The organism is Actinomadura sp. K4S16 (assembly GCF_008327685.1).
In the GTDB taxonomy this organism is placed as follows: Bacteria; Actinomycetota; Actinomycetes; order Streptosporangiales; family Streptosporangiaceae; genus Spirillospora.
In genome coordinates, this window is sequence record NZ_BDDE01000016.1 from 67,715 (window position 1) to 91,211 (window position 23,497).

The window sequence follows — 23,497 nt, forward strand, 5'->3', positions numbered from 1 at the left end:
AGAGGGAGCACTGCTTTTGAGCAAGGGAACAGGCGACGCGCATCTTCCGGAGCTGCTGCGCTCCAAGCGGGATGCCGTCCTTGACCGGTGGGTCGAGCTGGCCGTCGCGGGCGTGCGCGGCCGGATCACGGAGAGTGAACTCAGGACCGAGCTCTCCGAGCTGTACGGGTTGATCGAGAGGTCGGCCGGCGGGGAGGGCGAGGCGGCAGGGGAGATCCGGGCCGCGCTGTCGGAGATCTCGCGCGCCCGGGCCCGGCAGGGGTTCAGCCCCAGCGAGACCGCGGTGAGCGTCTTCGCGCTCAAGCAGGCGGTGCTGGAGCAGGTCGGCGCCGTCGGGGACGTGGCCGCCTACAGCGAGTTCGCGGGGTTCTCGGCCGAGATCGACGATCTGGGGCTGGTGACCTTCGAGACCTACGCCGCCGCGCGCGAGCAGGTCATCGCCGACCAGATGGAGCAGCTGCTCGAACTGTCCACCCCGGTCGTGAAGCTGTGGGAGGGCATCCTCGGGGTGCCCCTGGTGGGCACGCTCGACTCGGCGCGCACGCAGGTGGTGATGGAGACCCTGCTGGAGCGCCTGGTGGAGACCGGCTCGCAGTTCGCGGTGATCGACATCACCGGGGTGCCGGCCGTGGACACCGAGGTGGCCCAGCACCTGCTGAAGACGGTCATGGCGGCCAGGCTGATGGGCACCGAGTGCGTGATCTCCGGCATCCGGCCGCAGATCGCCCAGACCATCGTGGCGCTCGGGATCGAGTTCGGCGACATCCCGACGAAGGGGTCGCTGGCCGACGCCCTGGCGTGGGCGCTGGAGCGCAGCGGATCCCGGGTCGTCGCCGGGGCGGGTGGCTGATGGAGCGGGTGCCGATTCTCAAGATCGGTGACGTCCTGCTGGTGTCGATCCAGATCGACCTGCAGGACCAGAGCGTCCTGGCCCTCCAGGAGGACCTGGCCGACCGCATCGTCAAGACGGGCGCGCGAGGGGTGATCATCGACATCACCGCGGTGGACATCGTCGACTCCTTCATCGGCAGGATGTTCGCCACCATCGCCTCGATGTCGCGGCTGATGGACGCGGAGACGGTGGTCGTCGGCATGCGTCCCGCGGTGGCGATCACCCTGGTCGAGCTCGGGCTGTCGCTGGGCGGCGTGCGCACCGCCCTGGACCTGGAGAAGGGCATGCGGCTCCTCGGCGCACCGCTGCCGTCCGTCGGCCCGGGCACCGTGGACGGGCCGTGACGACTCCGGCGGGCGACTCCCTTCCCATCGCCTCCAACGACGACGTGGTCCGCGTGCGGCAGCTCGTGCGGACCGCCGCCGCGTCGGCCGGGATGTCGCTGGTCGACCAGACCAAGATCGTCACGGCGGCGAGCGAGCTGGCCCGCAACACCTTCGTGCACGGCGGAGGCGGCACGGCGCGCGTGGAGTCCGTCGTCAACGCGCGGGGACGCGCCGGTGTGCGGCTCGTGTTCACCGACGAGGGCGGGGGGATCCCCGACGTGGCGCAGGCGCTGACCGAGGGATGGACCAGCGGAGGCGGCCTCGGCCTGGGCCTGCCGGGCGCGCGGCGCCTGGCCGACGAGTTCGAACTGGAGACCGAGGTCGGGAAGGGCACCACGGTGACGGTGACCAAGTGGATCCGCTGACCGGCACCGGATGGATGACCAGCCCGCCCTCCGACGACGCGGTGTGGCTCCGTGCCGAGGAGCCCAGCGCGGCGGCCGGCGCGCGGCGCCAGGCCGTCCGCCTGGCCGAACGGCTCGGCTTCGCCGGGGAGCGTCTCGGCCAGATCCAGCTCGCGGTGACCGAGGCGGCCTCCAACCTCGCCAAGCACGCGGTGCGGGGAGAGATCCTGGTGCGGATCGTCCGGACGGGGGAGGACGCCGCGCTGGAGGTGGTGTGCCTGGACCGCGGGCCCGGGATGGCCGACGTCCGCGCCTCCCGCCTGGACGGCCACTCCACGTCCGGCACGCTCGGCCTGGGCCTCGGCTCGATCGAGCGGCTCGCCGACCGCAGCGGCATGCACTCGCTCCCGGGCGCCGGCACCGTCCTGTACGCCGGGTTCCGGCCGTCCGGCGGGAGGGGCGCCTCCACGGAGCCGGGGCCGCCGTTCGCCGGCCTGACCCGGCCGATCGACGGGGAGCGGGAGTGCGGCGACGCCTTCGCCGCGCGGCTGGACGGCGGGACGGTCTACGCCATGGTCTGCGACGGCCTCGGGCACGGGCCGATGGCGGCGCGGGCCGCCCAGGAGGCCGTCAGGGCGATGCGCGAGGCCGTGCTCCCGGCGCGTCCCATCGACCTGCTGCGGCAGGTGCACCAGCGGCTCGGCGCGACCCGGGGCGGCGCGGTCGCGGTGGCGTCGGTGGACCCGGCGGCGGACGTGGTGCACTACGCCGGGCTGGGCAACGTCGCCGGATGGATCCTCGGCCCCGACCGCCGGCACGGCATGATCTCGGTGCCGGGCATCGCCGGCGCGAAGACCAGGACGATGCGCGAGCACACCTACGCGCTGCCGCGGGGCGCCGCGGTGGTGATGCACTCCGACGGGCTGACCGACAAGTGGGACGCCGCGGGCCTGCCCGCACCCTCCCGCGGGCCGCTGCTGATCGCCGCGGACCTGCTGCGGTCCGCCGGAGTGCGGCATGACGACCGCTGCGTCCTCGCCGTCACGACCCCCGGGCGGCGGTGAGCCCGTGGCGGAGGAACTGCTGCGGTTGCGGGTGGCCGACGACGAGGGCGTCTTCGCCCTCCGGCAGGCGGGCCGGCACGTCGCCGCCGCCGTGCGGCTGGACTTCCAGGACCAGGTCCGGGTCGCCACCGCGCTCAGCGAGATCGGCCGGGAGCTCGTCGCCCACTCGGGCACGGTCGCGGTCGTCTTCTGCCTGGACCGGGGGCCGGCGCCGCGGCTGGTGATCGAGATGGAGTACGCGGCCGCGCGGGGCGCCGGCCGTCCGAAGGAGGGCGACGCCGCGGCCGCACGCCTCCTGGACCTCGTCGAGGAGACGGGGACGGGACCGCGGCGGGTCGTCCGGCTCGCCAAGGGACTGCCCGCGGACGCCGCCGCGGTGGCCGGCCCGGCGCTGACCGACCTCCGGGCGCGGCTGGGGCGCCTCCAGCCCGCGACCGCCCTGGAGGAGCTGCGTACCCAGAACGCCGAGCTGGTGCGGACGCTGGAGGACGTACGGCGGCAGAGCGAGGAGCTCCGCTCGCTGAACAGCGAGCTGGAGGAGACCAACCAGGGCGTGATGGCCCTCTACAACGAGCTGTCCACCGAGTTGGAGGAGACCAACCGGGGCGTGGTGGCGCTGTACGCCGAGCTGGAGGAGAAGTCCGACCAGCTCCGCGAGGCGGGCGAGGCCAAGAACCGCTTCTGGGCCAACATCAGCCACGAGCTGCGCACCCCCGTCAACGGCGTCATCGGCCTCGCCCGGCTGCTCCTCGACCCCGCCGCCGAGCCCCTCACCGAGGAGCAGCGGCACCAGGTCTCGCTGATCGCCGGGGCCGGCGAGACGCTGCTGTCGCTGGTGAACGAGCTGCTGGACATGGCCAAGGCCGAGCAGGGCAGGCTCGCGCCGCGCCGCAGCTTCGTCGAGGTGTCCTCGGTGCTGCGGCAGCTCGCGGACCTGATGACGCCCATGGCCGACCAGTCGGGGGTGCGGCTGCGGATGGACGCCGCCGAGGCCGGGGCCCTCACCATGGTCACCGACGAGGTCATGCTGACCCGCATCCTGCGCAACCTGGTGGCCAACGGGCTCAAGTTCACCGACGAGGGCGAGGTGCGCCTGACGACCCGGCGCACCCCCGGGCACCTGGAGTTCGTCGTCGCCGACACGGGCGTGGGTATCCCGCCAGGCGAGCAGGAGCGCGTCTTCGAGGAGTTCTACCAGGTGCCCGGCGGCAAGCCCGGGGGGACGGGACTCGGACTCACCTACTCCCGCCGCCTTGCCGAGGCCCTCGGCGGCGACCTGTCGCTGGAGAGCGAGGTCGGCGTGGGGACCACGGTGACGCTGCGCCTCCCCCCGTACGAGAGCCTGGCCGAGCTCGGCCTCTCCCACGTACTGATCGCCGACGGGCGCGACGCCATGCGCCGGACGCTGCGCGACATGCTGGGCGACGCCGCCGAACGCGTCAGCGAGGCCGCCGACCCGGAGGCCGTCCGCGACATCGCCGCCTCCTCCGACCCGCCCGACCTGATCCTGCTCGGCCCCGGCATCTCCGCCGCCGACGCGGTCGGGGAGCCGCCCGCGCTGCCGCCCGCCACCGCCGTCGTGCTGGTCACCGCGTCGGAGTCGGCCCCCACGGACGGGACGCGACCGGAACGGGTCGACGCCGTCCTCGCCCAAGCCCAGCTCGCACAGGTCATGCTCGCCGACGCGGTGGCACGGGCCCGAGCACGACGAACGGCCCGAACGCCATGACCGACTCCATACCGACCGGGACCGCCCTGGTCGTCGACGACAACGAGACCAAGCGCTACATCATCGGCAGCTGGCTGCGCCGCGCCGGCCACACCGTCGTGGAGGCGGCCACCGCCGCCCAGTGCTGGGAGCGGCTCGCCGAGCACCAGGTCGACCTGGTCGTCCTGGACGTCCGGCTGCCCGACGCGAACGGCATGGAGGTCTGCGAGCAGATCAAGGCCGCGCCCGCCACGGCGTCGCTGCCCGTCATCCACATCTCCGCCACGGCCGTCGACACCACCGACCGCACCCACGGGCTGCGGCGCGGCGCCGACGCCTACATGACCGACCCCATCGACCCGGGCGAGTTCATCGCCACCGCCGAAGCGGTCCTGCGCTACTACCAGGCCCGGCGGCGCGCCGAGCGCATCGCCGAGCGGCTGGCGGCCTTCACCCGCACCTCACTGGGGATCAACGCCGCCCAGACCTTCGACGGGCTCGCGGCGGTGGCGGCGCGCGGCGCCTTCGACATCTTCGCGGTGCCCGCGGCCGTGTTCGTCCACCCGCCGGACGGCCAGGTGCGAAGGACCGTCCACCTGGGCAACGACCCGTGGAACCGGCCCTGCGCCGCCGACGTGCCCGCGCGGCTCGCCGAACTGGCCGGCCTGGGCGACGACACAGGCACCCGCATCGTCAGCGTGCCGGAAGCGCGGTGGCGGGAAATGCTGCCCGACAGCGCCTCCAAGGGCGACGTCCTCCTGGTCACCTCGCGGGTCAAGCGCGACCGCCCCGCGATCGGCGTGGCGATCGAGGCCCGCGGCGCGTCCGACGAGGACTCCGCCCACCTCCTGCGGCAGCTCGGGCAGTCGGTGGCCCTGGCGATGGAGGCGCTGCGCTCCTACACCGAGGAGCACCTGATCTCGCTGACGCTGCAGCGCAGCCTGCTGCCCGCCGTCCACCCGGCCATGCCCGGCTGGGCGTTCAGCGTCCGCTACGAGCCGGCCAGCGACCAGGCCGAGGTCGGCGGCGACTTCTACGAGGTCATCCACCGCGACGGGGAGGTCCTGGTGGCGATCGGCGACGTGCAGGGGCACTCCCTGCACGCGGCCACCGTCATGGCCGAGCTGCGGCACGCGATGCGCGCCTTCGCCGCGGAGGGCCACGACATCGCCGGCATCCTCCGGCTGCTCAACACCGTGATGCAGCGCTACCACGACGACCAGACCGCCACGGTGTGCCTGATGTCCCTGGACCCGCGGACGGGACGGCTCCAGGTGGCCAACGCGGGCCACCTCCCGCCCCTCCACATCGCCGGCGGACGCGCCGAGTACGGCTCCCGCGGCGGCCTGCTGCTCGGCTTCCCCGCCGAGCGGCTCGGCCTGGAGGAGGCGACCGTCCCGCCGGGCGGCACCGTCGTCCTCATCACGGACGGGCTGATCGAGGACCGCGCCGTCCCCCTGGCCGCGAACCTCGAACGCCTCAGGACCATCGCCACGGACGTGGACGACGACCTTGAGGTCTACAGCGACCGCATCATCGCCGAGTTCGGCCATCGCGAGGACGACGTGGCCCTCATCGTCCTCCGCCGCGACCCTTGACTCAGGGGAGGGTGTTCTTGTGGATGCGGCCGTCCTTGATGATGACCTTCAGGTTGGCGGGGTCCGCCAGTAGGCGCAGGTCTCGGGTGGGGTCGCCGTCGACGAGGAGGAGGTCGGCCCAGGCGCCCTCGGCGATGACGCCCAGGTGGGCGACGTGCGGACCGTCTCCGTACGCCGCGGTGTCGGCCGATGCCGGGTTCTGGTAGGGGTCGCGCGGCCCGGCCTTGCGGAACAGTTCGGCGTTGCCGGACGTGGCGATCTTCAACGCCGCCAGGGGCCCGCCCACAAGTCCGGCCATGCGGGCGAGCATCTCGCTCTGCCTGGCACTGCTGGCAGGGTCCAGCAGCAGGTCGGTGCCGAACGCGACGCGCACGCCGTGCTCCAGCGCCCACCCGAAGACGCGCTCCACCCCCTCGCACACCCGCCGGTTCTTCTCGGCCGCCGCCGGATCCGGGAAGAAGTGGTCGGTTTCGGCGAACGGCTGGCCGCACAGCCATACATCGTGCTCGGCCATGTAGGCGATGTCGTCCTCCTCGGCCAGGTGCCCGTGCTCGATCACCTGCACCCCGGCCCGGACCGCTCGGCGGATGCCTTCCCCGGTGTAGACGTGCACCGCGACGTAGGTGCCCCAGTCGGCCGCCGCCTGCACCCCGGCGCGCAGCTCCTCGGCGGTGTACTGCAGGACGTCCAGGTGGTCGTAGGCGGACGCGACCCCGCCGCCCGCCATCATCTTGATCTGTGAGGCGCCCTTCTTCAGCTGCTCGCGCACGCCCGCGAGCACCTGCGCCGTGCCGTCGGCGATCCGCATCAGCCCGAGCTGCTCGGCGCGCGTGGCGGTTCCGCCCAGGGCGGTCGGGATGTCGTAGACCATGCCGAAGTCGCCGTGCCCGGCGGTCTGGGACAGGCCCGCGTGGCTGGGATAGATCCGCGGCCCAGGCAGCGCGCCCGCGTCGATCAGGCGCTTGAGGTCGCCGGTGTCCCCGGCCATGTCGCGCACGGTCGTGAACCCGCGCATCAGCATCGCGCGGGCCTCGGCCGCGCCCCTGAGGTATCCGACGCCCGCGCCGCCGAGCATCAGCTCGACCTGCGTGGCCCCGGCCAGGAGGAGGTGGACGTGAGCGTCGCTGAGGCCGGGGATGAGCGTCGCCCCGCGCCCGTCGACGACCGTGTCCGCCGCGCCGGGGACGGGCGGGTCCCCGTCGCCCACGGTCTTGATCTTGGTGCCCTCGGTCAACACGTGCCCGGTCCGCACCCGGTCGTTCACCCCGTCGAAGATCCGCACATCCCGGATCAGGATCGTCCCGGCAGGCCCCTGTTCGCTCACGACGGGGTCCTGCCCGCCCGGCCACCGGCGCGCGGCCGACCCCCGAGGGATATCGCTCAGCGATGAACGAACCTTTGCCCACTCCGCGAAGCCACCGGCCTTCGGTGTGAATCCCGCACCGGCCAAAATGCTCTCGGCAAGGGCGCGCCGCCGTCACCTGCTGCGGGGCCGGTCAGCGTGTGGGGTCGCCGGGGCCGAGCGCCGGGCCGTGGTCGAAGGTGAAGCGCGGTCCGGGCAGGCCGCTGGGCCCGGGGCGCGACGCCTCGGTCGCGCGCCGCTCACCCAGGCAGTAGGCGGCCTGGTCGCGGAGCCGCGGCAGCAGGGAGTACAGGACGTCGCCGGGGCAGGCGGTGCTGTTGTAGTCGCGGTGCCCGACGATCGCCGCGTGCGGATCGAGATCGTAGACGTCGCACAGCCACGCACAGGTCCGGACGAGCCTTCGCCATAGCGCGCCGGTGGGCGCCGCGGTCATGTAGGTGCCCTCGTTCTCGATGCCGATCGTGTGGTCGTTCTCGCCGAGGGTGTGCGCGCCGACGACGTGCTTTTCCGCGCAGATGGCCTCGATGGCGCGGTTGCGGCCCTCCATGAGATGACCGCCGCGGCTGATGGTGAGCTGCTGGCCGGTGTCGTCCCAGCCGTTGGTGTCCATGTGGAAGTCCTGGATCGACCGGGACAGGGCGAGGGCGTGGTCCAGCGAGTAGTCCGTGGAGTTCGGCGAGGCGGTGTGGTGGACCACGATGTGGTCAGGACCTTGGTCCAGCACGGTCGCCGGCACCTTGGGCGGCCGTGCCTCCCACTCGGCGCGGGTGTAGATGCGAGGCATGACCTGCGCCGACGCCACGGCGTGCGGCCCGGCCAGCGGGCCCAGCAACGCGCCGCCCACGAGGGCGGTGGTGCCCTTGAGCAGGCCGCGGCGGGGAAGGTGCGGGTCGGCGGGCATGAGCGTTCCCTCCAGGAGTCGATCAGCCGATAAGGCGATCTCGCGGGAAGATAGTGGAAATGGCGCGATATGTACTAGTCGTGTCGGTGGTCGCGTTCGGGAGCGAAAACGCGACCGCTTGATCAGAATCTAGTGCCGCGGTGGTAGCCACAGATGCGCCTTGGCTTTGCGTGTCTGCTTGCAGTTGACGCTCAATGGGGCGTAGGCGTTCGGGTCGATGGCGCCGTCACCGGCCGCGGCGCGGTAAAGGTGGTCGGAAACGACCATGCCGATGTCGGCGTCCAGGGCGCCGGCCATGGCCCGCTTGAACGCGGGGGCGTCCAGCAGCCGGAAGAGGTGCGTGACGGCTTGGCCGAGGACGCCGTGGGCGTCGTGCTGGACCTCGCCGCAGTGCACGGCCATCCGCAGCCGGAGGCGGGTGATGTCGTTGGCGAGCCGGTTGGAGCGCCGCAGCAGCGCCGCCAGGTGGTGCGCCAGGGGATCCAGCGCGGCGAAGGAGTCCACGGTCGGCGGTGCGACGATCAGCGCACCGTCGCCGCGGTCCTCGCGGTGGCAGGACCACCAGGGCAGCCGCGTCATGGCGAAGGAGTCCGCCAGCAGCTCGTACATGGTGGCGCGCAGCAGGCGCTGGACATCGTGCGTGCGGCGCTCGTCGCCGAAGCCGGGGATGTCCAGGGCGATCAGGGTGGTGTTCATGGTCGGGGACGGCTCACTCGGCTGGGGTCGGTGGGGACTGGGAATCGTCTGACATCAGGTGGTCCGCCCAGAAGTCTTCGAGTTCCTCCGCGCTCAGTTCGTGCACGGGGGAGGTCGGCAGCGGACGACCGGTGCGTATCGCCCAGACCGTCATGAGCGCCAATGCCATGTACGCGTCGTTGCCGACCGGTCCGATAGCGGTTCGGGGCATTTCGCGAGCACAAGTCGGGGGACGCATCCGTGTCCTTCTCGGGAGTTTCGTGCGGACGCGGTCAACCTTGGTCGTTCTCGCCCGGAAGTGAGGCGCGAACGTCCAACCCCGGATGCCTCGGACGGGACGGAGCTACCATCCAGTACATCCGAAATTGATCCGGGATGCTCCTGGGACGTGGCGGTTGTCGACTGATGGACCCCCAACGGGGCTCTTGTTATTCGCTGTAACCAGCGCCACGAAATGTGTCATGTGACCGAACCATCCCTGTCGGAGCTGGCAGCATGTCGATGCCGAAGATCCATCGGGGCCCTAGCGTGGACGGAGTCGATCATGGCGGACGGGGTTCCCGGCAGTCGCTTCGCGCCGGTGGTCTCCCTCCTGAGGCACAACCGCCGCGTCGCGGGAGTGCCCAGTTATCAGACGATCGAGAATATTTCGGCGGAGTTGGAAGCCGCCAAGCGCCCGTTTTACGGCGTTTTAGTGTGGCGTGTTCCGCGCTCGACCGCTAATGACCTCTTCAAGAAGTCCAGGCCGCGCATCCCGCGATGGGAACTGCTGGAGTCGCTGTGGGCGACGCTGTACCGCTACGCCGAGCTGAGAGGCCGCGAGACGAACGGGATGTTCTCCCTGGCCGATCTCCAACGCAGCTACCGGGAGGCGCAGAACGCGCCCGACGATCCCGCCGAGAGCGCGCACCGCGCACGGCCCGCCAGCGCCCCCGAGGGCGCCCTCGATGTCGGGGCGGGCGCCGCGGAGCTCCAGGGGCCGCTGGACTGGAGCGCCCTCCTGGCCGACTCGCTGCCGACGCCGGGCGCCGCGGGCGGCGTCCCCGCCGAGTCCCGCCCGCGCGAGGTCGACCAGCAGTTCGTCGCCGAGCTCCAGAAGCGCGGTGGCCGGGCCCTGGTGCAGTCCTACCGGGACGTCATCCCGGACTGGTTCGTGCTCTACGTGCTGGCGGAAGCGGAACTGGCCGAGATCAGGGCGTACGCGCCGCTCCGGATACCCGGCCTGCTGCAGACCGGCGAGTACGCCCGCCTGGTCATCGCCCACGACCTTCCGGACATCTCCGAACCGGAACTGCGCCGCAGGGTGGATCTGCGGCTGTCCCGGCAGGACGTCCTGTACCGCCCCGGCGGCCCGAGAGTGTGGGTGATCATGCATGAGCGCGTGCTGCGCGACGACGTGGGGAGCCCGGCGGTCCTGCGCGCGCAGATCCGGCACCTGATCGGGCTCGCGGGTTATGCGAACATCACGCTCCAGGTCATTCCGGCCGTGGAGATGAACCGGCCGTTCGCGGACGGCCCGCTGACGGTGATGCGGTTCCGCGAGCCCCACGTCAATGACATGATCTTCCTTGAGTTCCCCGGGTACGGGCTCTACCTGCATCGCCGGCGCGACATCCTGTATTTCTCCGAGCATTTCGCGACTTTCATGGTCAGCGCCCGGTCCCCAGACGAGAGCATTCGCTTTCTGCACGGCCTCCTGTGACCACCTCCAGCCATCGGATCCGAGCCGGTGTCCTCCTCCCCGGTTCTCTGGTCTCATGGGTGAGGAAACGATCAGCCCCCGAAGGGTTCTGGAGGATCACGATGTCGAGCGGCCCCGAGGAATTCCAGGCCAGAGCCGGCAAGGACCTCATGCGCGGGATCGACACCAGCGTCCCCCAATCGGCGCGTATCTGGAACTACTGGCTCGGCGGCAAGGACAACTTCGCCGTCGACCAGGAGGCGGGCGACCAGTACGCCCGCCTCTTCCCCGGGATCTTCGATCTGGCGAAGGCCGAACGGGCCTTCCTCGGCCGCGTGATCCGCTACCTGGTCGGCGAGGCGGGGGTCCAGCAGTTCCTGGACGTCGGAACCGGCCTGCCCACCGAGGACAACACCCACCAGGTCGCCCAGGCGCTGGCCCCCGAATGCCGCGTCATCTACGTCGACAGCGACCCGCTCGTCCTGGCCCATGCCCAAGCCCTGCTCGTCAGCAGCCCCGAAGGCGCCACCGCCTACATCGACGCCGACATGCGGGACCCCGACCGCATCCTCGGCCAGACCGTGAGCCTGCTGGACTTCGACCGGCCCATCGGCCTGCTGTTCATGGGCGTGCTCGGACACATCACCGACGACGCCGAGGCCCGGGGCATCGTGTCGCGCCTGGTGGAGGCGCTCCCCTCCGGCAGCTACCTCGCCCTCAACGACGGCGCGAACACCGATGCCGAGTTCAACCGGGCGCAGCAGAGCTACGACGACACCGGAGCCGTTCCGTACCGGCTGCGCAGCCCGGACGAGATCGCGCGCTTCTTCGAGGGCCTGGAGGTGGTCGACCCGGGCGTCGTCCCCATACCGCTCTGGCGCCCTGATCTCGGCGACCCGGGGGCGCCCAGGGCGATGAACGCGGTCGGCGGCGTCGCCAGAAAGGCATAGCCCGGCGACTCTGGGTGACAAGGATGATCTGTCAGGAGCCCGAAGAATGAGGATGCGGCCGGAAATGAAAAGGGTTCTTGTCGATCAGGTGACCGTCCCTCGCGAGGTGAGAGACCGGACCACCCCTTGATAAGACGGGCCGGTTTACCGGTGATCCGAACCCGGGTGAGAAGTGCCGTCTCGCCGGGCCGCCACCGATATCGATTCGAGCTTGAGGGGAGGCCGTGGGCGCTGTTAGCTTCACCCGGTGGACGACATGCGTGCACAGGCGGACGCGGTCGCGGACTTCGCGGCGGCTCTGCGAGAACTGCGCGAATCGGTGGGCAACCCGCCTTTCCGGGAGATGTCCGGCCGGTCCGGGGCGATCTCGCACACGACACTGCACGAGGCCACGAAGGGCAACAGGCTCCCGAGCTGGGGGACCACCGCCGAGTTCGTCAAGGCCTGCGGCGCCGACCCGGCGGCCTACCGCGAACGCTGGGAGCGGGCGAACCTGGCGGTCAGGTCGGCGGGCGTAGGAAGGCCCGCCGCCTCGGCGGCCTTACCTCTTGAGACCACCGAAGGCTCCGCCGCGAGCGCCGTGGAACCGTCGGGTACGTCCATCGCCATCGAGCCGCAGGCGTCCGGGCTGGCCGAGGGGACGGCGGCGACCGTGCCCGTGCGGCGGCCGCCGGACGAGATCGCGGGTGGGGCCCGGCCGCCGGCCGCCGTCCCGAGGGGGCGAGGGCCCTCGCGGCGGGCCCGCCTGGTGAAGATCGCGCTCGTGACCGCGGTCATCGGCGCGGGGACCGGGGCCGTCATCGTCTACGCCGTCGAACGCGGCTCCGGGTCCGGCAGGGACGGCCCCGGCGCGTCCGGCAACCGGGCCAAGGCCGCGCTCTCTCCCGCGGACTGCCCGGTGCACGCGACCAACCCGGCGCCGGCTCCGCCCACGCACCAGGGGGATGCCGCCCTTTTCGTCGCGGACATCACGCTCCCCGACTGCACGCGCGTCGGCGCCGGGAAGTCCGTGACCAAGGTGTGGCGGCTCAAGAACACCGGGACGGTCCCCTGGGAGGGCTATTCGCTGCGCCGCCTCGACCTCCCGCAGAAGGCCGACAACTGCCAGACCATCTCCGAGGTGCCGATCGCCGACACGCGGCCGGGCCGGGTGGTCGACATCCGCACCGACATCACCACGCCCAAGCAGCCCGGCCTGTGCTATGTCCGGTTCAAGATGGTGGACGGTGCGGGACGGGTCGCGTTCCCCGGAAGCCGTCCGGTCAACTTCCAGGTCATCGTCGAAGGACCCTGATCCCCCGCCGCGGAGGGGCACGGCGGGGGACCAGGGTCCGGGGGAGCGGGATCAGGAGATGGTGATCCCGCTGTAGTAGGCCCTGAGGATGGTGGAGTAGCTCTGCCCCGCGTTGGCCTTGTCACGGGAGCCGTACTGCGACATCCAGTCCCCGTTCACCCAACCGCCGCACGCCGTGGTCGTGGAGCAGTAGTGGGCTTGCAGGATCTTTCCGCCGCGGGTCATCCGCTTGCCCCACGTCGCGTCCACGGCGGAGCTCGTGGACGCCTTCGCCGATCCGGGCTTGTACACCTGGCTCGACGTGGTGTCGTAGACGTCGAAGCACTGGCCGCCCGACGTCTTGCGCGTCGAGTGCAGCGCCCAGTACCAGCCGTAGCTCTTGACGGCCATCGCGCCGGCCTTCAGCGACTCGCCGGGCCAGCTCGACACCCACTCGTTGGGAAGGACGTTCTTGACGTAGGTCTTGAACGACACCCGGTCCACCCGGCCGAGGGACACCCGGTACACCAGGATCGTCGAGGGGAGCTTGCTGTCGGTGCCGTCCGTCTTGCATCCGGTGGGCGGCGTGGAGCTCAGGAACTTGTGCGAGGCGTTCTGGTTCTTCAGGCTGGAGTTCAGGTTGCCCTTGGCTCCCGCCTTGAAGTCCTGGTACGTGCCGCCGTAGTTGCTGTTGTAGTAGACGCGGACGGTCTTGGTGCTGCGGTTCCAGACCGACGCGGCCTGGTTCTTCACGCACTTGCCCTTCCCGTTGCCCGACCCTTTGAAGTCGTAGCAGGAGGGCTGGGCGGTGCCGTAGTCGGCCACCGAGCCGGTGAAGTCCGAGACCGACCCCGCGTTGTTGCTGTTGAAGTAGTAGCAGAACTCGCCGCTGTCGCAGACGCCGTCGCGTCCCGCCGCGGAGGCGGGCGCGGACGCCGAGACGAGGGCCGCTCCGCCGAGCGCCATCGCGGCGGTCGCCGCGGTGGCCCGCGAGATCAGCCGCACGGTTCGTGTCGACACAGTCGTCTTCCTCTACTGGTGGAGGCCGCAGCGCTCTATCGGACGTTGTAGCCCTGGGAGTTCCAGAACGAGGTCGGGTTCGGGTTGTCGAGGACCGGGTCGTTCACGCTCTTGGACGCGTGCGTCTGCTTGCCGGGCCGCATCTCGACGTGGGTGTGCGCGCCCGAGCTGGACGACACGCCGTGCCACGACTCGTCGGCGATGATCTGTCCCTTGCTGATCGACTGGCCCACGCTCAGCGACGACCGCGGAGCGGTGTGCAGGTAGATGACCGTCTTGTTCGCCGAGGCGTTGTAGACGGCGATCGTGGACAGGCCCGAGCTGCCGGTGGCCCCGCGCGCGATGTAGGTGATCTTACCGCTGACCAGGGCGTGCACGTCGGAGCCGACGCTGCGGGCGATGTCGATGCCCTCGTGCCGGCCGGGGGTGCTGGTGTAGCCGTCGAAGCCGCAGGTGATCCGGCCGCCGCTCGCCTTGTACAGCGCGTAGGACATGTTCGTGCGCGACGACGGCGAGAACTGGTGGGAGGCGTTCTGGTTCTTCAGGCTGGAGTTCAGGTTGCCCTTGGCTCCCGCCTTGAAGTCCTGGTACGTGCCGCCGTAGTTGCTGTTGTAGTAGACGCGGACGGTCTTGGTGCTGCGGTTCCAGACCGACGCGGCGTTGTTCTTGACGCACTTGCCCTTGCCGTTGCCCGCGCCCTTGAAGTCGTAGCAGGAGGGCTGGGTGGTGCCGTAGTCGGCGACCGAGCCGGTGAAGTCCGAGACCGACCCCGCGTTGTTGCTGTTGTAGTAGTAGCAGAACTCGCCGCTCTCGCAGACGCCGTTGCGGCTCGCGGCCGAGGCGGGCGATACGACGAGCGCCGCCGTCCCGCCGAGCGCGACGGCGGCGGTCGCCGTCGCGGTGAGGACCTTGTTGAGCGTGTTCATGCTGTTCTCCTTGCGTGTGCGTAACACGATTGACGGATCGATCAGCGGCGCTGGTACTCCTCCCAGGTGCGGATGGTCACCTTCGGGCCGTCGTCCGGGCCGCGGCCGGAGAGCCCGTTCAGGCCGAGGTAGTAGTCACCGACCTGGTGCTGGGCCTGGGTCGAGAGGTCGGTGTCGTTGATGGCGACGGCGTGGATGTGCCACGGCCAGTCGCCCTGGGCGGGGCTGCGCACCCATGCCGCGAAGCCGACCTGGCGCAGCGCGCGGGCGACCGAGGTGCGGGTGGCGGAGGTCATCCCCTTCACCGAGATGTCGACGACCCCGCCGCCGTCATGGGTGCCCGCGGACGTGGGGTCGCCGCCGGGGTTGTAGGAGCCCTGGTCCAGCACGAGGTTCCGGCCGGCCAGCCGTTTCGCCTCGGCGAGCATGCTCTGCGTCCGGGTGTTGATCACGACGCCGCCGCTGGACACCCGGGAGCCCGGTCCGATGGGCCGGCTGACCGTGAAGCGGTCGGCTCCGAGCTTGGTGAGCGACGCCTTGCCCGGCAGCCCGTTGGCGCCGAGACCGCTGTAGCCGAGCGACTTCTGGTACTTCGCATAGGCCGCGATCGTCGTGGTGCCGAAGTAGCCGTCCACCCACTTCGCGTCGAGCAGGTGCCGGTCGCGGAGCGCCTGCTCGACGAGCAGCACGCTCGCCTTCGCGCCGGGGGTCAGCGTGTCGTCGGCCCGCCGCGGGTCGATCTGGGCGGCCTTGACGGCGGCCTCCATGTTCACGCTCGGAAGGGCCGCGGCGCCGTCCCTCTGGGCGGCGGCGGCCGTGACGGCCGTTCCCGTGAGCGAGGTGAGCAGGGTCGCCGTCACGAAGGTGGCGGCATAGGAAGGAAGCTTCATCGGGTCTCCTGGTGGGGGGAGCTCGGGGCGAAGCCCGCGGCGGGGACCACCGTCACCCGGCCGCTCACCTGTCCACAAGAAGATCGGTGTTGTCAGCCTGTTCGCCAGGCATTTCCGTACAGGCGTACACAAGATCTGACAGCCGAGACACCGCCGAACAACACGTCCGGACGCCCACATCGAGCCGTGTTCGGAGCGGCTGACACGGCCGCGTCAACGACCGGCGGGCCGAGCACGGGCAGAATGCGGTACATGACTCGGACTGTGGACCTGCCCGGTGGCACCGCGCTGCCGCTGATCGGTTTCGGGACCTGGCAACTGGGGTCCAGGGCGGCGTACGAGGGGGTGCGTGCGGCGCTCGACATCGGCTACCGGCACATCGACACCGCGACGCTGTACCGCAACGAGGCGGACGTCGGCCGGGCCGTGAAGGAGAGCGGCGTCGACCGGGAGGACGTCTTCATCACCACCAAGCTGCGCCCGCAGGACGCGCGGCACGCCCGCCGCACCCTGGAGTCGAGCCTCCGCCTGCTCGACACCGGCTACGTGGATCTCTGGCTGATCCACTGGCCGACCGCCCAGGACGAACTCGTCCCGACGTGGCGGGAGCTGCTGTCCGCCCAGGAGGCGGGGCTGGTCCGCAACGTGGGGGTGAGCAACTTCAGCCCGGCGCAGATCGACCTGCTCACCGAGGCCACCGGCCGGCAGCCGGCGGTCAACCAGATCTCGTGGAGCCCGGCGCAGCACGACCCGGCCCTGCTGGACGAGCACCGCCGCCGGGGGATCGTCGTGGAGGGCTACAGCGGCCTCAAGAACACCGACCTGCGCGATCCGGTCCTCACCGGGATCGCCCGGCGGCACGGCGCCACGCCCGCCCAGGTCGTCCTCCGCTGGCACCTGGAACATGACATCGTGATCCTCCCGAGGTCGTCCCGCCGCGAACACATAGCCGCCAACTTCGACCTGGAAGCCCTGACCCTCACCAAAGAGGACATCGCCGCCATCGACACCCTCTCCCGAACCCGCTGATCCTTCAGCGCGGCCGAAGGACGCGTTGCCGGCCGTCCACGGGGAGGTGTGGCGGCGTCGGTGCGGGCCAGGCTGTGTCGTCGATGGCGAGCCAGGGGGCGGTGGCCACGCCTGCGGGGGTCAGGTCGGTGAACGTCCTGACCTCGCGGTGGAGGTGGGACTGGTCGACGTAGCCGCACTCGGCGGCGACGTCGACCGGGGCGCGGCCCGCCGCGAGGAGGTGGGCGGCGTGGTCGAAGCGCACGAGGCGGGCGGCGCGCTTGGGCGTGATGCCGAGTTGGGCCCGGAAGCGCGACCAGAGGCGCTTGCGGCTCCAGCCGACCTCGTCCGCCAGGCCCTCGACCCGTACCCGTCCCTGGCCGGTGAGCGTCCGCCGCCAGATGTGGGCCACCTCGGGATCGACCGGCGGGCGGGGGGCCGGCCGGCGGCCGAGGATCTCCGCCGCGATCGCGAACCGCTCGTCCCATGTCGCGGCGGCGCGCAGCCTGTCCTCCGCTCGGTCGGCGTCGTGGCCCCAGACGTCCCTGAAAGGCACCACCGTCCCGGTGAGCTCGGCCGATGCTCCTAGGACCGCGGCCGCCGCGACCGGGCCCAGCCGGATCTGGAGGCACTCGCCGACCCGGCCGCCCACCCGGAGGCCGGCGGGATGGAGCCCGGCGACGAAGCTGCCGTGCCGGCGCCGGCCATGGACGCCGTGGACGATGCCTTCCCCGTCGCTCAGGTCGAGGAGGAGGGTGACGGACGGGTGCGCGACCATGGCGATGTCGACGGGCGCGGGGAGGCGCTGGCGGAACCCCGCCATGGCGACCCCCGGCAGCCGGACCGGCGGGCGCGGGACGGCGATGTCCACCTCCGCCCAGTCGGGGGACGTCCCGGTCGGCAGCACGTGACCAGTCTAGGTCGGGGGCTCGCAGGCCATCGGGTCAGCGGACCGCGGCCGTGAAGTCCAGCAGCAGCTCGCTGGTCGCCTCGGGCGCTTCGAGAGGGGGCAGGTGCCCGACGTCCGGCAGCATCTCGACCCGCGCGTTCGGTACCGCTTCGTACCGGCGCGCCGACGAGGGATCCCAGCGGGCGTCGGCGGCGCCGAAGACCACCAGCACGGGCACCTCCAGGGCGGCGAGGCGCTCGGGGACGCTCCGCTCGGCGACGTAGGCGGTGTTTCGGCGCAGGACCGTCCTCATCGAGCGGTAGGTGATGGCTTGTACGCCGGTGACCAGGTCGTCCGGGACGTCCACCGAGTGCGCGGCCGTCGCGGCGATCCCGCGGCGGATCATCGCGTCCGAGCGCCTCGCCCACAGGACCGGGCCGAGCGGCGGGGACAGCAGGACCCGGAGGAGGAGCGGCTGCCGGAGGAACGCGTCGAGACTCGGACCGCTGCTGATCAGCACGAGCGAGCCCACGAGGTCGGGCCGCCGTTCGGCGAGCGCGGTGGCGACGTAGCCGCCGCTGGAGTGCCCGGCCACGGCGGCGCCCCTCAGCCCGAGGTCGTCCAGCAGGGCGGCGACGCGGTCCGCCTGGTCGGGAACGTCGTACGACGGCGCGGGCGGGGACTGCCCGCAGCCGGGGAGGTCGACCCGGACGACGTGGTGGCGGCCGGCGAGCGCCGGGACCATGGGGTTCCACGTGGCGCCCGAGGCTCCCGACCCGTGGAGGAGCAGCAGCGGCGGCGCCTGCCGCGGCCCGTCGTGGACCACGTGCATCCCATGCGAGCGCTCGACATCGACTTCACTCATGCACCGACCATGCACGGCCGACCGCCCGCCGGTCTTGGACAAATGTTCCGGTCGAGCGGCGGTGCGCTCAGTCCGGAGGGAGGACGCCGGTCAGGTACTCGCGGACGGTGAGGCGGAGGTCGTCCAGGGCGGGTTCGCGTCCCGCGCCCGCGATGGCGTCGAACATCACGCCTTCCATGAAGGCGACGAGGGCGTGCCCGTGCCGGTCGGGGTCGGTCGAGCCGGCCGCGGCCATGAGCGAGACGGCGGCACGGCGGAAGTCGCGTCCGATCGCGTCGTAGATCGCGCGCAGCTCCGGCCGGCGGGTGGCTTCGAGCGCCAGTTCGTACCGGGCCAGCGTGCGGCGCCGGTCCTCGTGCAGGGCGCCGTGCAGGAAGCGCGCCAGCGCCTCGACGAGGCCGCCCTGCTGCGGGCCGAGGCCGGCGAGGCCGCGCTTCTCCAGTTCGGTGAGGTGGACGAGGGCGAGTTCGAGGAGTGCGGCGCGGCTCCGGGCGACGTTGGACGTGGAGCCGGGAGGGAGCCCGGCCGCCTCGTCGACGGCGCGGTGGGTGAGGCCGCGCATGCCGCGCTCGGCGAGCAGGGTGATGGCGGCTTCGGCGACGAGCGTCGCCCGGGTGGTGAGCACCACGTCAGACTACTCATGTAGTGCACACTATGAATGTAGTGGCACTATAGATGTAGTGAAGGGGGTCGGCGATGGCGAACGCGATCGTGGTCGGGGGCGGGATCGGCGGGCTGACGGCCGCGGTGGCCCTGAGCGGGAAGGGGTGGACGGTCACCCTGCACGAGCGGGCTCCCTCGTTGGAGCCGATCGGGTCCGGCCTCGCGCTCGGGCCCAACGCCCTGCGCGCGCTCGACACGATAGGGGCGGGTGACGCGGTGCGGGAGCTCGCGGTGATGCAGGGGGACGGCGGCCTGCGCACGGCGGGCGGCGCTTGGCTGAGCCGTACGAGTGCCGAGGCCCTGGTCGCGCGCTTCGGCGACCCGACGGTGGTGCTCATGCGCAGCGCGCTCGTCGATCTGCTGGCGGAACGGCTGCCCGAGGGCGCTCTCAGACTGGGATCGACGGTCAGGTCGGTGTCGCCGGACGACGGCATCGTGGTCACCGGGGAGGGGGAGGAACGGGCGGACCTGGTCGTCGCGGCGGACGGCATCCACTCGTCCGCCCGGTCGGTGCTCTTTCCGGGGCCGTCCCCCGTCCGGTACACGGGGCTGACCGCGTGGCGGGCCGTCACCTCCGAATCCGTGGGGGACGTCGCGGGAAGCGAGGCTTGGGGACGCGGCCGCGTGTTCGGCATGACCCGGCTGGCGGGCGGGCTCGCCTACGTCTACGCCACGGCGAAGGCCCCGGAGGGTGTCCGCGCCCAGGACGAGCGCGCCGAACTGCTCCGGCTGTTCGGGGACTGGCACGACCCGATCCCGGCGCTGCTGGCATCGCTGTCCCCGGACCGTCTGATCCGCAATGATCTCTACGCGATGGGACGCCCGCTGCCGTCCTTCCACCGCGGCAGGGTGGCGCTGCTGGGCGACGCCGCCCACCCGATGACGCCGAACCTCGGGCAGGGCGCCTGCCAGGCCGTCGAGGATGCGGTCGTGCTGGCCTACGAGGTGTCGGCGGGCGGGGGAGGGCTGCCCGCCTACACCGCGGCGAGGCTTCCGCGCACCACCGCGGTGATGCGCCGCTCCCTCCAGATCGCCCGTCTCACCGCCCTTTCGGGTGCCGTGCCGGTCGCGGCGCGCAACGCGATGGTGTGGCTGGGAGGCAGGCTCGGCCCCACCGCGGTCCTTCGCCAGGCGGACCAGCTCTACCGCTGGTCCCCGCCGGAAAGCACGTCCCCGTGACCGCTCTGCCCACCCGAGGACCGGTTCTATGACGTCGCCATTGCTCCGCGGATTCCTGCAGCGCGCCGGCCTGCCCGCCGACGCCCGTCTCGAAGACGTCGTCCGGGCGGTCCAGCGCATCCGTTACGGCCGTCCCCGCGACCGCTCCCCGGAGGGCGTCCTGTCCGAATGGACGGGCACCTGCTCCACCAAGCACGCCCTGCTGGCGACGCTGGTCCGTGAGCGTTGGCCGGAGCATGACCCCCGCCTCGTGCATCGGGTCTACCGCGTCGATCGGGAGCTGGCGCGCAGGCGGTACGGCTCCGTGCCGGCGGCCGCGGTGCCCGAGGAGGGGCTGACCGACGTCCACCGATACCTGCTCCTTCGCCGCGACGGTCGGGACGTGGTCATCGACGTCACCTTCCCCGGCGATGCCCCGTGGGACGGCCGGACCGACATGCCGATGGCGTGCGGGCCCGGCCAGGACCATCCGGCAGGGCCCGACCCGGACGCCGAGAAGGCCGTCCTGGAAGCCGCCCACTGCGACCCCGCGGTGCGGGAGCCCTTCATCGCGGCGCTCTCCCGCATGCCGTGAGCCCCGGCTGCCAGGCATGACAAGGAACCTGAAAGGCCATAAGAACACTAGTTCGGAAATCGTCCATTCCGAATCGTCGCGCGTCATCATCCCGGCAACACGCGCCTTCGGCATGCGATCTACATGATCTCGACAAAGCATCACCAGCGATGATCGTTCTTACGGTAAATGCCCGTTTCGGGCGACGTGAGCTGTTGATACAGCAACTATGCGAATGTCGATATCAACCCGGAAATCGGCTATCGGTCGGCGGCCCAGTGCCGGCCGGGCCGCGGCGAGCGCCTTGCTGGTCGGCGTGCTGGGGCTGGCCGCGCTCTCGGGATGCGACGGCGATGAGCGCCGGCCCGCGACACTCCAGCGGGCGACCAAGTCAAATCACCCTAAAACCGCACAATTCACGGTCGCGGCCACCGGCGACTTTCTGCTGCACCGGATCCTGATCGACCAGGCGGCCTCCGACGCTCGCGGCAGAAAGCGGGGCGGATACGACTTCATGCCGATGCTCGCCCGGCTCAATCCCGTGATCAGTCGAGCGGACCTGGGGATCTGCCACGTCGAGACCCCCCTGGCCAGGCGGTCGGGACCCTTCTTCGGCTATCCGGCGTTCAACTCGCCGCCGCAGATCGTGGACGCGATCCGCGGGCTCGGCTACGACTCCTGCTCCACCGCGTCCAACCACTCCATCGACCAGGGCGAACCAGGGGTGCGCCGCACGCTCGACGCCCTGGACAAGGCGGGCGTCAGGCACGCCGGCACGGCCCGCAGCGCGGCGGAGGCGAAGAAGACCAACCTCCTGGACGTGAAGGGCGTCAAGGTCGCGCACCTCTCCTACACGTACGGCACCAACGGCATACCGAAGCCGTCCGGCAAGCCCTGGCTGGTGAACGACGGGCTGGACCCGGCCAGGATCCTCGCGGACGCGGCCCGCGCCAAGCGGTCCGGTGCCGACATCGTCATGGTCAGCCTCCACTGGGGCGAGGAGTACCAGCACGAGGCGACCCCCGAGCAGCGGCGCCTTGCGGCGACGCTGCTGCGCTCCCGCGATGTCGACCTGATCCTCGGCGACCACGCGCACGTCGTTCAGCCTTTCGAGCGGATCAACGGCAAATGGGTCGTCTACGGGATGGGCAACCAGGTCGCCAATCCGGTCGCGAACATCCAGGCCACCCACGAAGGGCTCGTCGCCCTGGTCGCCTTCACGTGGGACGCCCGCGAACGGCGGTGGAAGGAGAAGCCCTCCTTCGTCCCCACCCTCGTCGCGCCCGGCCCGCCCATCAGGCTCCGGACCCTGGTCCGCGGCGACTCGGCCGACCAGGCGGCCATCGACGACACGACGAGAGTCGTCCGCAGCCTCGGATTCAAGGTCCCCGACGCTTCGGACCAGGTCACCTCGGTGAAGCTCCAACGCCCCGGGAGACGCTGAGCCCTTGCCGCGGCCTCGCGTCGTAGGGTGAGGGGCACCCGGGACGGACGGGAGGCCGGATGACCGAGGCGACGGTGGCCGGGGTGATGGCGGAGTTGGCCGGGCTCCAGGACCCGAAGATCCGCGAGGTGAACGAACGGCACGGCGACGACCACGGCGTGAACCTCGGCAAGCTGCGCGCGCTCGCGAAGCGGCTGAAGACGCAGCACGAACTCGCGTGCGGGCTCTGGGGAACCGACGACAGCGCGGCGAGACTGCTGGCGCTCCTGATCTGCCGCCCGAAGGCGTTCGAGCGCGACGAGCTGGACGCCATGCTGCGCGAGGCGCGCACGCCCAAGGTGCACGACTGGCTCGTGAGCTACGTGGTGAAGAAGAACCCGCACTGCGAGGAGCTGCGCCTGGCCTGGTCCGCCGACCCGGACCCGGTGGTCGCGAGCGCCGGCTGGGCGCTCACCGCCGAACGCGTGGCGAAGAAGCCCGAGGGCCTCGACCTCGCGGCTCTGCTCGACGTCATCGAGGCCGAGATGCGGGACGCCCCCGACCGCCTGCAGTGGGCGATGAACACCTGCCTCGCCCAGATCGGGATCGAGCACGCCGACCACCGCGCCCGCGCCATCGACATCGGCGAACGCCTCCAGGTCCTGAAGGACTACCCGACGCCCCCGAACTGCACGTCCCCGTTCGCCCCCATCTGGATCACCGAAATGGTGAGTCGAAAGCAAGGCGTCTGACTCGCACTCCAGCGTGCGGCCTTCGGGAGATGGGGTGCGCCGAGGCGGGCCTTGCCGCCACGGTCTACGGAGGCTGATCCGCTCGTCCGGGGCGGTGGTCGTACTCGGGGCCGGGTCAGGCGAGGCTCATGAAGAGCTTCTCCAACTGGGCGCGGTCGAGTGCGGCCTGCTCGGAGTCCGCGCCTTCCTGGACGCACTTCTCCAGGCCCGTTGCGATGATCTTGAACCCGGCGCGGTCCAGTGCCCGCGAGACCGCCGCGAGCTGGGCGATCACGTCCTTGCAGTCCCGCTCGTTCTCGATCATTTGGATGACGCCGCCGAGCTGCCCCTGGGCGCGCCGCAGGCGCACGAGGACATCGGCCAGCGATTCCGCCTCGAATTTCACGTCGCCCTCCTCATACCGGCCAGGGTATAGGGTCCGCGCCGCGACCCGGCGGGCCGGGCGGGCCCGGTTCGCGGCCCGCTCCCCCCGC

Annotated in this window: 24 protein-coding genes; 14 read left to right on the plus strand and 10 right to left on the minus strand. The window is 71.4% G+C overall.

Annotated features, from left to right (window positions below; genetic code table 11):
* Positions 1 to 16 precede the first annotated feature (16 nt).
* From K4S16_RS24295 to K4S16_RS24320, 6 genes are read left to right on the plus strand one after another with little or no spacing between them, the layout of a single operon-like run.
* Entirely contained in the window at positions 17 to 850 is an 834-nt protein-coding gene (locus K4S16_RS24295) for an STAS domain-containing protein (protein WP_235037043.1), read from the plus strand.
* Positions 850 to 1,236, plus strand: coding sequence for an STAS domain-containing protein (locus tag K4S16_RS24300; protein ID WP_200842081.1), 387 nt, complete (start codon positions 850 to 852; stop codon positions 1,234 to 1,236). The genes K4S16_RS24295 and K4S16_RS24300 overlap by 1 nt, the downstream gene beginning before the upstream one ends.
* A complete protein-coding gene (locus K4S16_RS24305) occupies positions 1,233 to 1,643 on the plus strand; it encodes an anti-sigma regulatory factor (protein ID WP_149261345.1) in 411 nt (136 codons plus the stop codon). The genes K4S16_RS24300 and K4S16_RS24305 overlap by 4 nt, the downstream gene beginning before the upstream one ends.
* Positions 1,631 to 2,686 (plus strand): ATP-binding SpoIIE family protein phosphatase, encoded by a 1,056-nt coding sequence (locus tag K4S16_RS24310; protein WP_235037044.1) that lies wholly within the window; start codon positions 1,631 to 1,633, stop codon positions 2,684 to 2,686. The genes K4S16_RS24305 and K4S16_RS24310 overlap by 13 nt, the downstream gene beginning before the upstream one ends.
* 4 nt (positions 2,687 to 2,690) lie before the next feature.
* A complete protein-coding gene (locus tag K4S16_RS24315; RefSeq protein ID WP_149261638.1) occupies positions 2,691 to 4,415 on the plus strand; it encodes an ATP-binding protein in 1,725 nt (574 codons plus the stop codon).
* A complete protein-coding gene (locus tag K4S16_RS24320; protein WP_149261346.1) occupies positions 4,412 to 5,992 on the plus strand; it encodes a SpoIIE family protein phosphatase in 1,581 nt (526 codons plus the stop codon). Before K4S16_RS24315 ends, K4S16_RS24320 begins: the two co-directional genes overlap by 4 nt.
* Position 5,993: 1 nt before the next feature.
* Here K4S16_RS24320 and K4S16_RS24325 read toward each other — a convergent pair whose 3' ends face one another.
* From K4S16_RS24325 to K4S16_RS24335, 3 genes are all read right to left on the minus strand, one after another.
* Positions 5,994 to 7,316, minus strand: coding sequence for an amidohydrolase family protein (locus tag K4S16_RS24325; protein ID WP_235037045.1), 1,323 nt, complete (start codon positions 7,314 to 7,316; stop codon positions 5,994 to 5,996).
* Between the two features lie 172 nt (positions 7,317 to 7,488).
* Positions 7,489 to 8,256, minus strand: a complete 768-nt coding sequence (locus K4S16_RS24330) for a peptidoglycan recognition family protein (protein WP_149261347.1) — start codon at positions 8,254 to 8,256, stop codon at positions 7,489 to 7,491.
* Positions 8,257 to 8,385: 129 nt separating this feature from the next.
* Positions 8,386 to 8,952 carry a hypothetical protein gene (locus K4S16_RS24335; RefSeq protein ID WP_149261348.1) on the minus strand — a complete coding sequence of 189 codons (567 nt, stop codon included), beginning with the start codon at positions 8,950 to 8,952 and terminating at the stop codon, positions 8,386 to 8,388.
* A gap of 694 nt (positions 8,953 to 9,646) precedes the next feature.
* Between K4S16_RS24335 and K4S16_RS24340 the strand changes: the two genes are divergently transcribed.
* The 3 genes from K4S16_RS24340 (at position 9,647) to K4S16_RS24350 (ending at position 12,877) form a co-directional block, all read left to right on the plus strand.
* Complete coding sequence (locus K4S16_RS24340) at positions 9,647 to 10,654, plus strand: DUF5753 domain-containing protein (RefSeq protein ID WP_149261349.1); 1,008 nt, start codon at positions 9,647 to 9,649, stop codon at positions 10,652 to 10,654.
* A gap of 101 nt (positions 10,655 to 10,755) precedes the next feature.
* A complete protein-coding gene (locus K4S16_RS24345) occupies positions 10,756 to 11,583 on the plus strand; it encodes an SAM-dependent methyltransferase (RefSeq protein WP_235037046.1) in 828 nt (275 codons plus the stop codon).
* A gap of 256 nt (positions 11,584 to 11,839) precedes the next feature.
* A complete protein-coding gene (locus K4S16_RS24350; protein ID WP_235037078.1) occupies positions 11,840 to 12,877 on the plus strand; it encodes an NBR1-Ig-like domain-containing protein in 1,038 nt (345 codons plus the stop codon).
* Positions 12,878 to 12,928: 51 nt separating this feature from the next.
* Here K4S16_RS24350 and K4S16_RS24355 read toward each other — a convergent pair whose 3' ends face one another.
* The 3 genes from K4S16_RS24355 to K4S16_RS24365 are packed head-to-tail and all read right to left on the minus strand — an operon-like array spanning position 12,929 to position 15,692.
* The gene (locus K4S16_RS24355) at positions 12,929 to 13,876 is read right to left on the minus strand and encodes a SpoIID/LytB domain-containing protein (protein ID WP_149261351.1); all 948 of its coding nucleotides are present in this window, start codon (positions 13,874 to 13,876) and stop codon (positions 12,929 to 12,931) included.
* A gap of 35 nt (positions 13,877 to 13,911) precedes the next feature.
* Entirely contained in the window at positions 13,912 to 14,802 is an 891-nt protein-coding gene (locus K4S16_RS24360) for a peptidase inhibitor family I36 protein (RefSeq protein WP_149261352.1), read from the minus strand.
* Positions 14,803 to 14,843: 41 nt separating this feature from the next.
* On the minus strand, positions 14,844 to 15,692 hold the full coding sequence (locus K4S16_RS24365; protein ID WP_149261353.1) for a peptidoglycan-binding protein: 849 nt from the start codon (positions 15,690 to 15,692) through the stop codon (positions 14,844 to 14,846).
* 252 nt (positions 15,693 to 15,944) lie between these two features.
* On the opposite strand from K4S16_RS24365, the gene K4S16_RS24370 reads away from it, so the two are divergent.
* A complete protein-coding gene (locus K4S16_RS24370) occupies positions 15,945 to 16,721 on the plus strand; it encodes an aldo/keto reductase (protein WP_200842083.1) in 777 nt (258 codons plus the stop codon).
* A 4-nt stretch (positions 16,722 to 16,725) separates the two neighbouring features.
* Here K4S16_RS24370 and K4S16_RS24375 read toward each other — a convergent pair whose 3' ends face one another.
* The 3 genes from K4S16_RS24375 to K4S16_RS24385 all read right to left on the minus strand — a co-directional run bounded on the left by K4S16_RS24375 (position 16,726) and on the right by K4S16_RS24385 (position 19,079).
* Positions 16,726 to 17,607 (minus strand): AraC family transcriptional regulator, encoded by an 882-nt coding sequence (locus K4S16_RS24375; protein WP_235037047.1) that lies wholly within the window; start codon positions 17,605 to 17,607, stop codon positions 16,726 to 16,728.
* A gap of 37 nt (positions 17,608 to 17,644) precedes the next feature.
* On the minus strand, positions 17,645 to 18,454 hold the full coding sequence (locus tag K4S16_RS24380) for an alpha/beta fold hydrolase (RefSeq protein ID WP_149261355.1): 810 nt from the start codon (positions 18,452 to 18,454) through the stop codon (positions 17,645 to 17,647).
* A 67-nt stretch (positions 18,455 to 18,521) separates the two neighbouring features.
* Complete coding sequence (locus tag K4S16_RS24385) at positions 18,522 to 19,079, minus strand: TetR/AcrR family transcriptional regulator (RefSeq protein WP_149261356.1); 558 nt, start codon at positions 19,077 to 19,079, stop codon at positions 18,522 to 18,524.
* 71 nt (positions 19,080 to 19,150) lie between these two features.
* Between K4S16_RS24385 and K4S16_RS24390 the strand changes: the two genes are divergently transcribed.
* From K4S16_RS24390 to K4S16_RS24405, 4 genes are all read left to right on the plus strand, one after another.
* A complete protein-coding gene (locus K4S16_RS24390) occupies positions 19,151 to 20,296 on the plus strand; it encodes an FAD-dependent monooxygenase (RefSeq protein WP_149261357.1) in 1,146 nt (381 codons plus the stop codon).
* Positions 20,297 to 20,324: 28 nt separating this feature from the next.
* Positions 20,325 to 20,870 (plus strand): arylamine N-acetyltransferase, encoded by a 546-nt coding sequence (locus tag K4S16_RS24395; RefSeq protein ID WP_149261358.1) that lies wholly within the window; start codon positions 20,325 to 20,327, stop codon positions 20,868 to 20,870.
* Positions 20,871 to 21,153: 283 nt separating this feature from the next.
* Positions 21,154 to 22,293, plus strand: coding sequence for a CapA family protein (locus K4S16_RS24400; protein WP_160161017.1), 1,140 nt, complete (start codon positions 21,154 to 21,156; stop codon positions 22,291 to 22,293).
* Positions 22,294 to 22,352: 59 nt separating this feature from the next.
* The gene (locus K4S16_RS24405; RefSeq protein WP_149261360.1) at positions 22,353 to 23,024 is read left to right on the plus strand and encodes a DNA alkylation repair protein; all 672 of its coding nucleotides are present in this window, start codon (positions 22,353 to 22,355) and stop codon (positions 23,022 to 23,024) included.
* A 115-nt stretch (positions 23,025 to 23,139) separates the two neighbouring features.
* Here the strand turns inward: K4S16_RS24405 and K4S16_RS45880 are convergent, their stop codons facing one another.
* Positions 23,140 to 23,409 carry a metal-sensitive transcriptional regulator gene (locus tag K4S16_RS45880; protein ID WP_235037048.1) on the minus strand — a complete coding sequence of 90 codons (270 nt, stop codon included), beginning with the start codon at positions 23,407 to 23,409 and terminating at the stop codon, positions 23,140 to 23,142.
* Between the last annotated feature and the right edge of the window lie 88 nt (positions 23,410 to 23,497).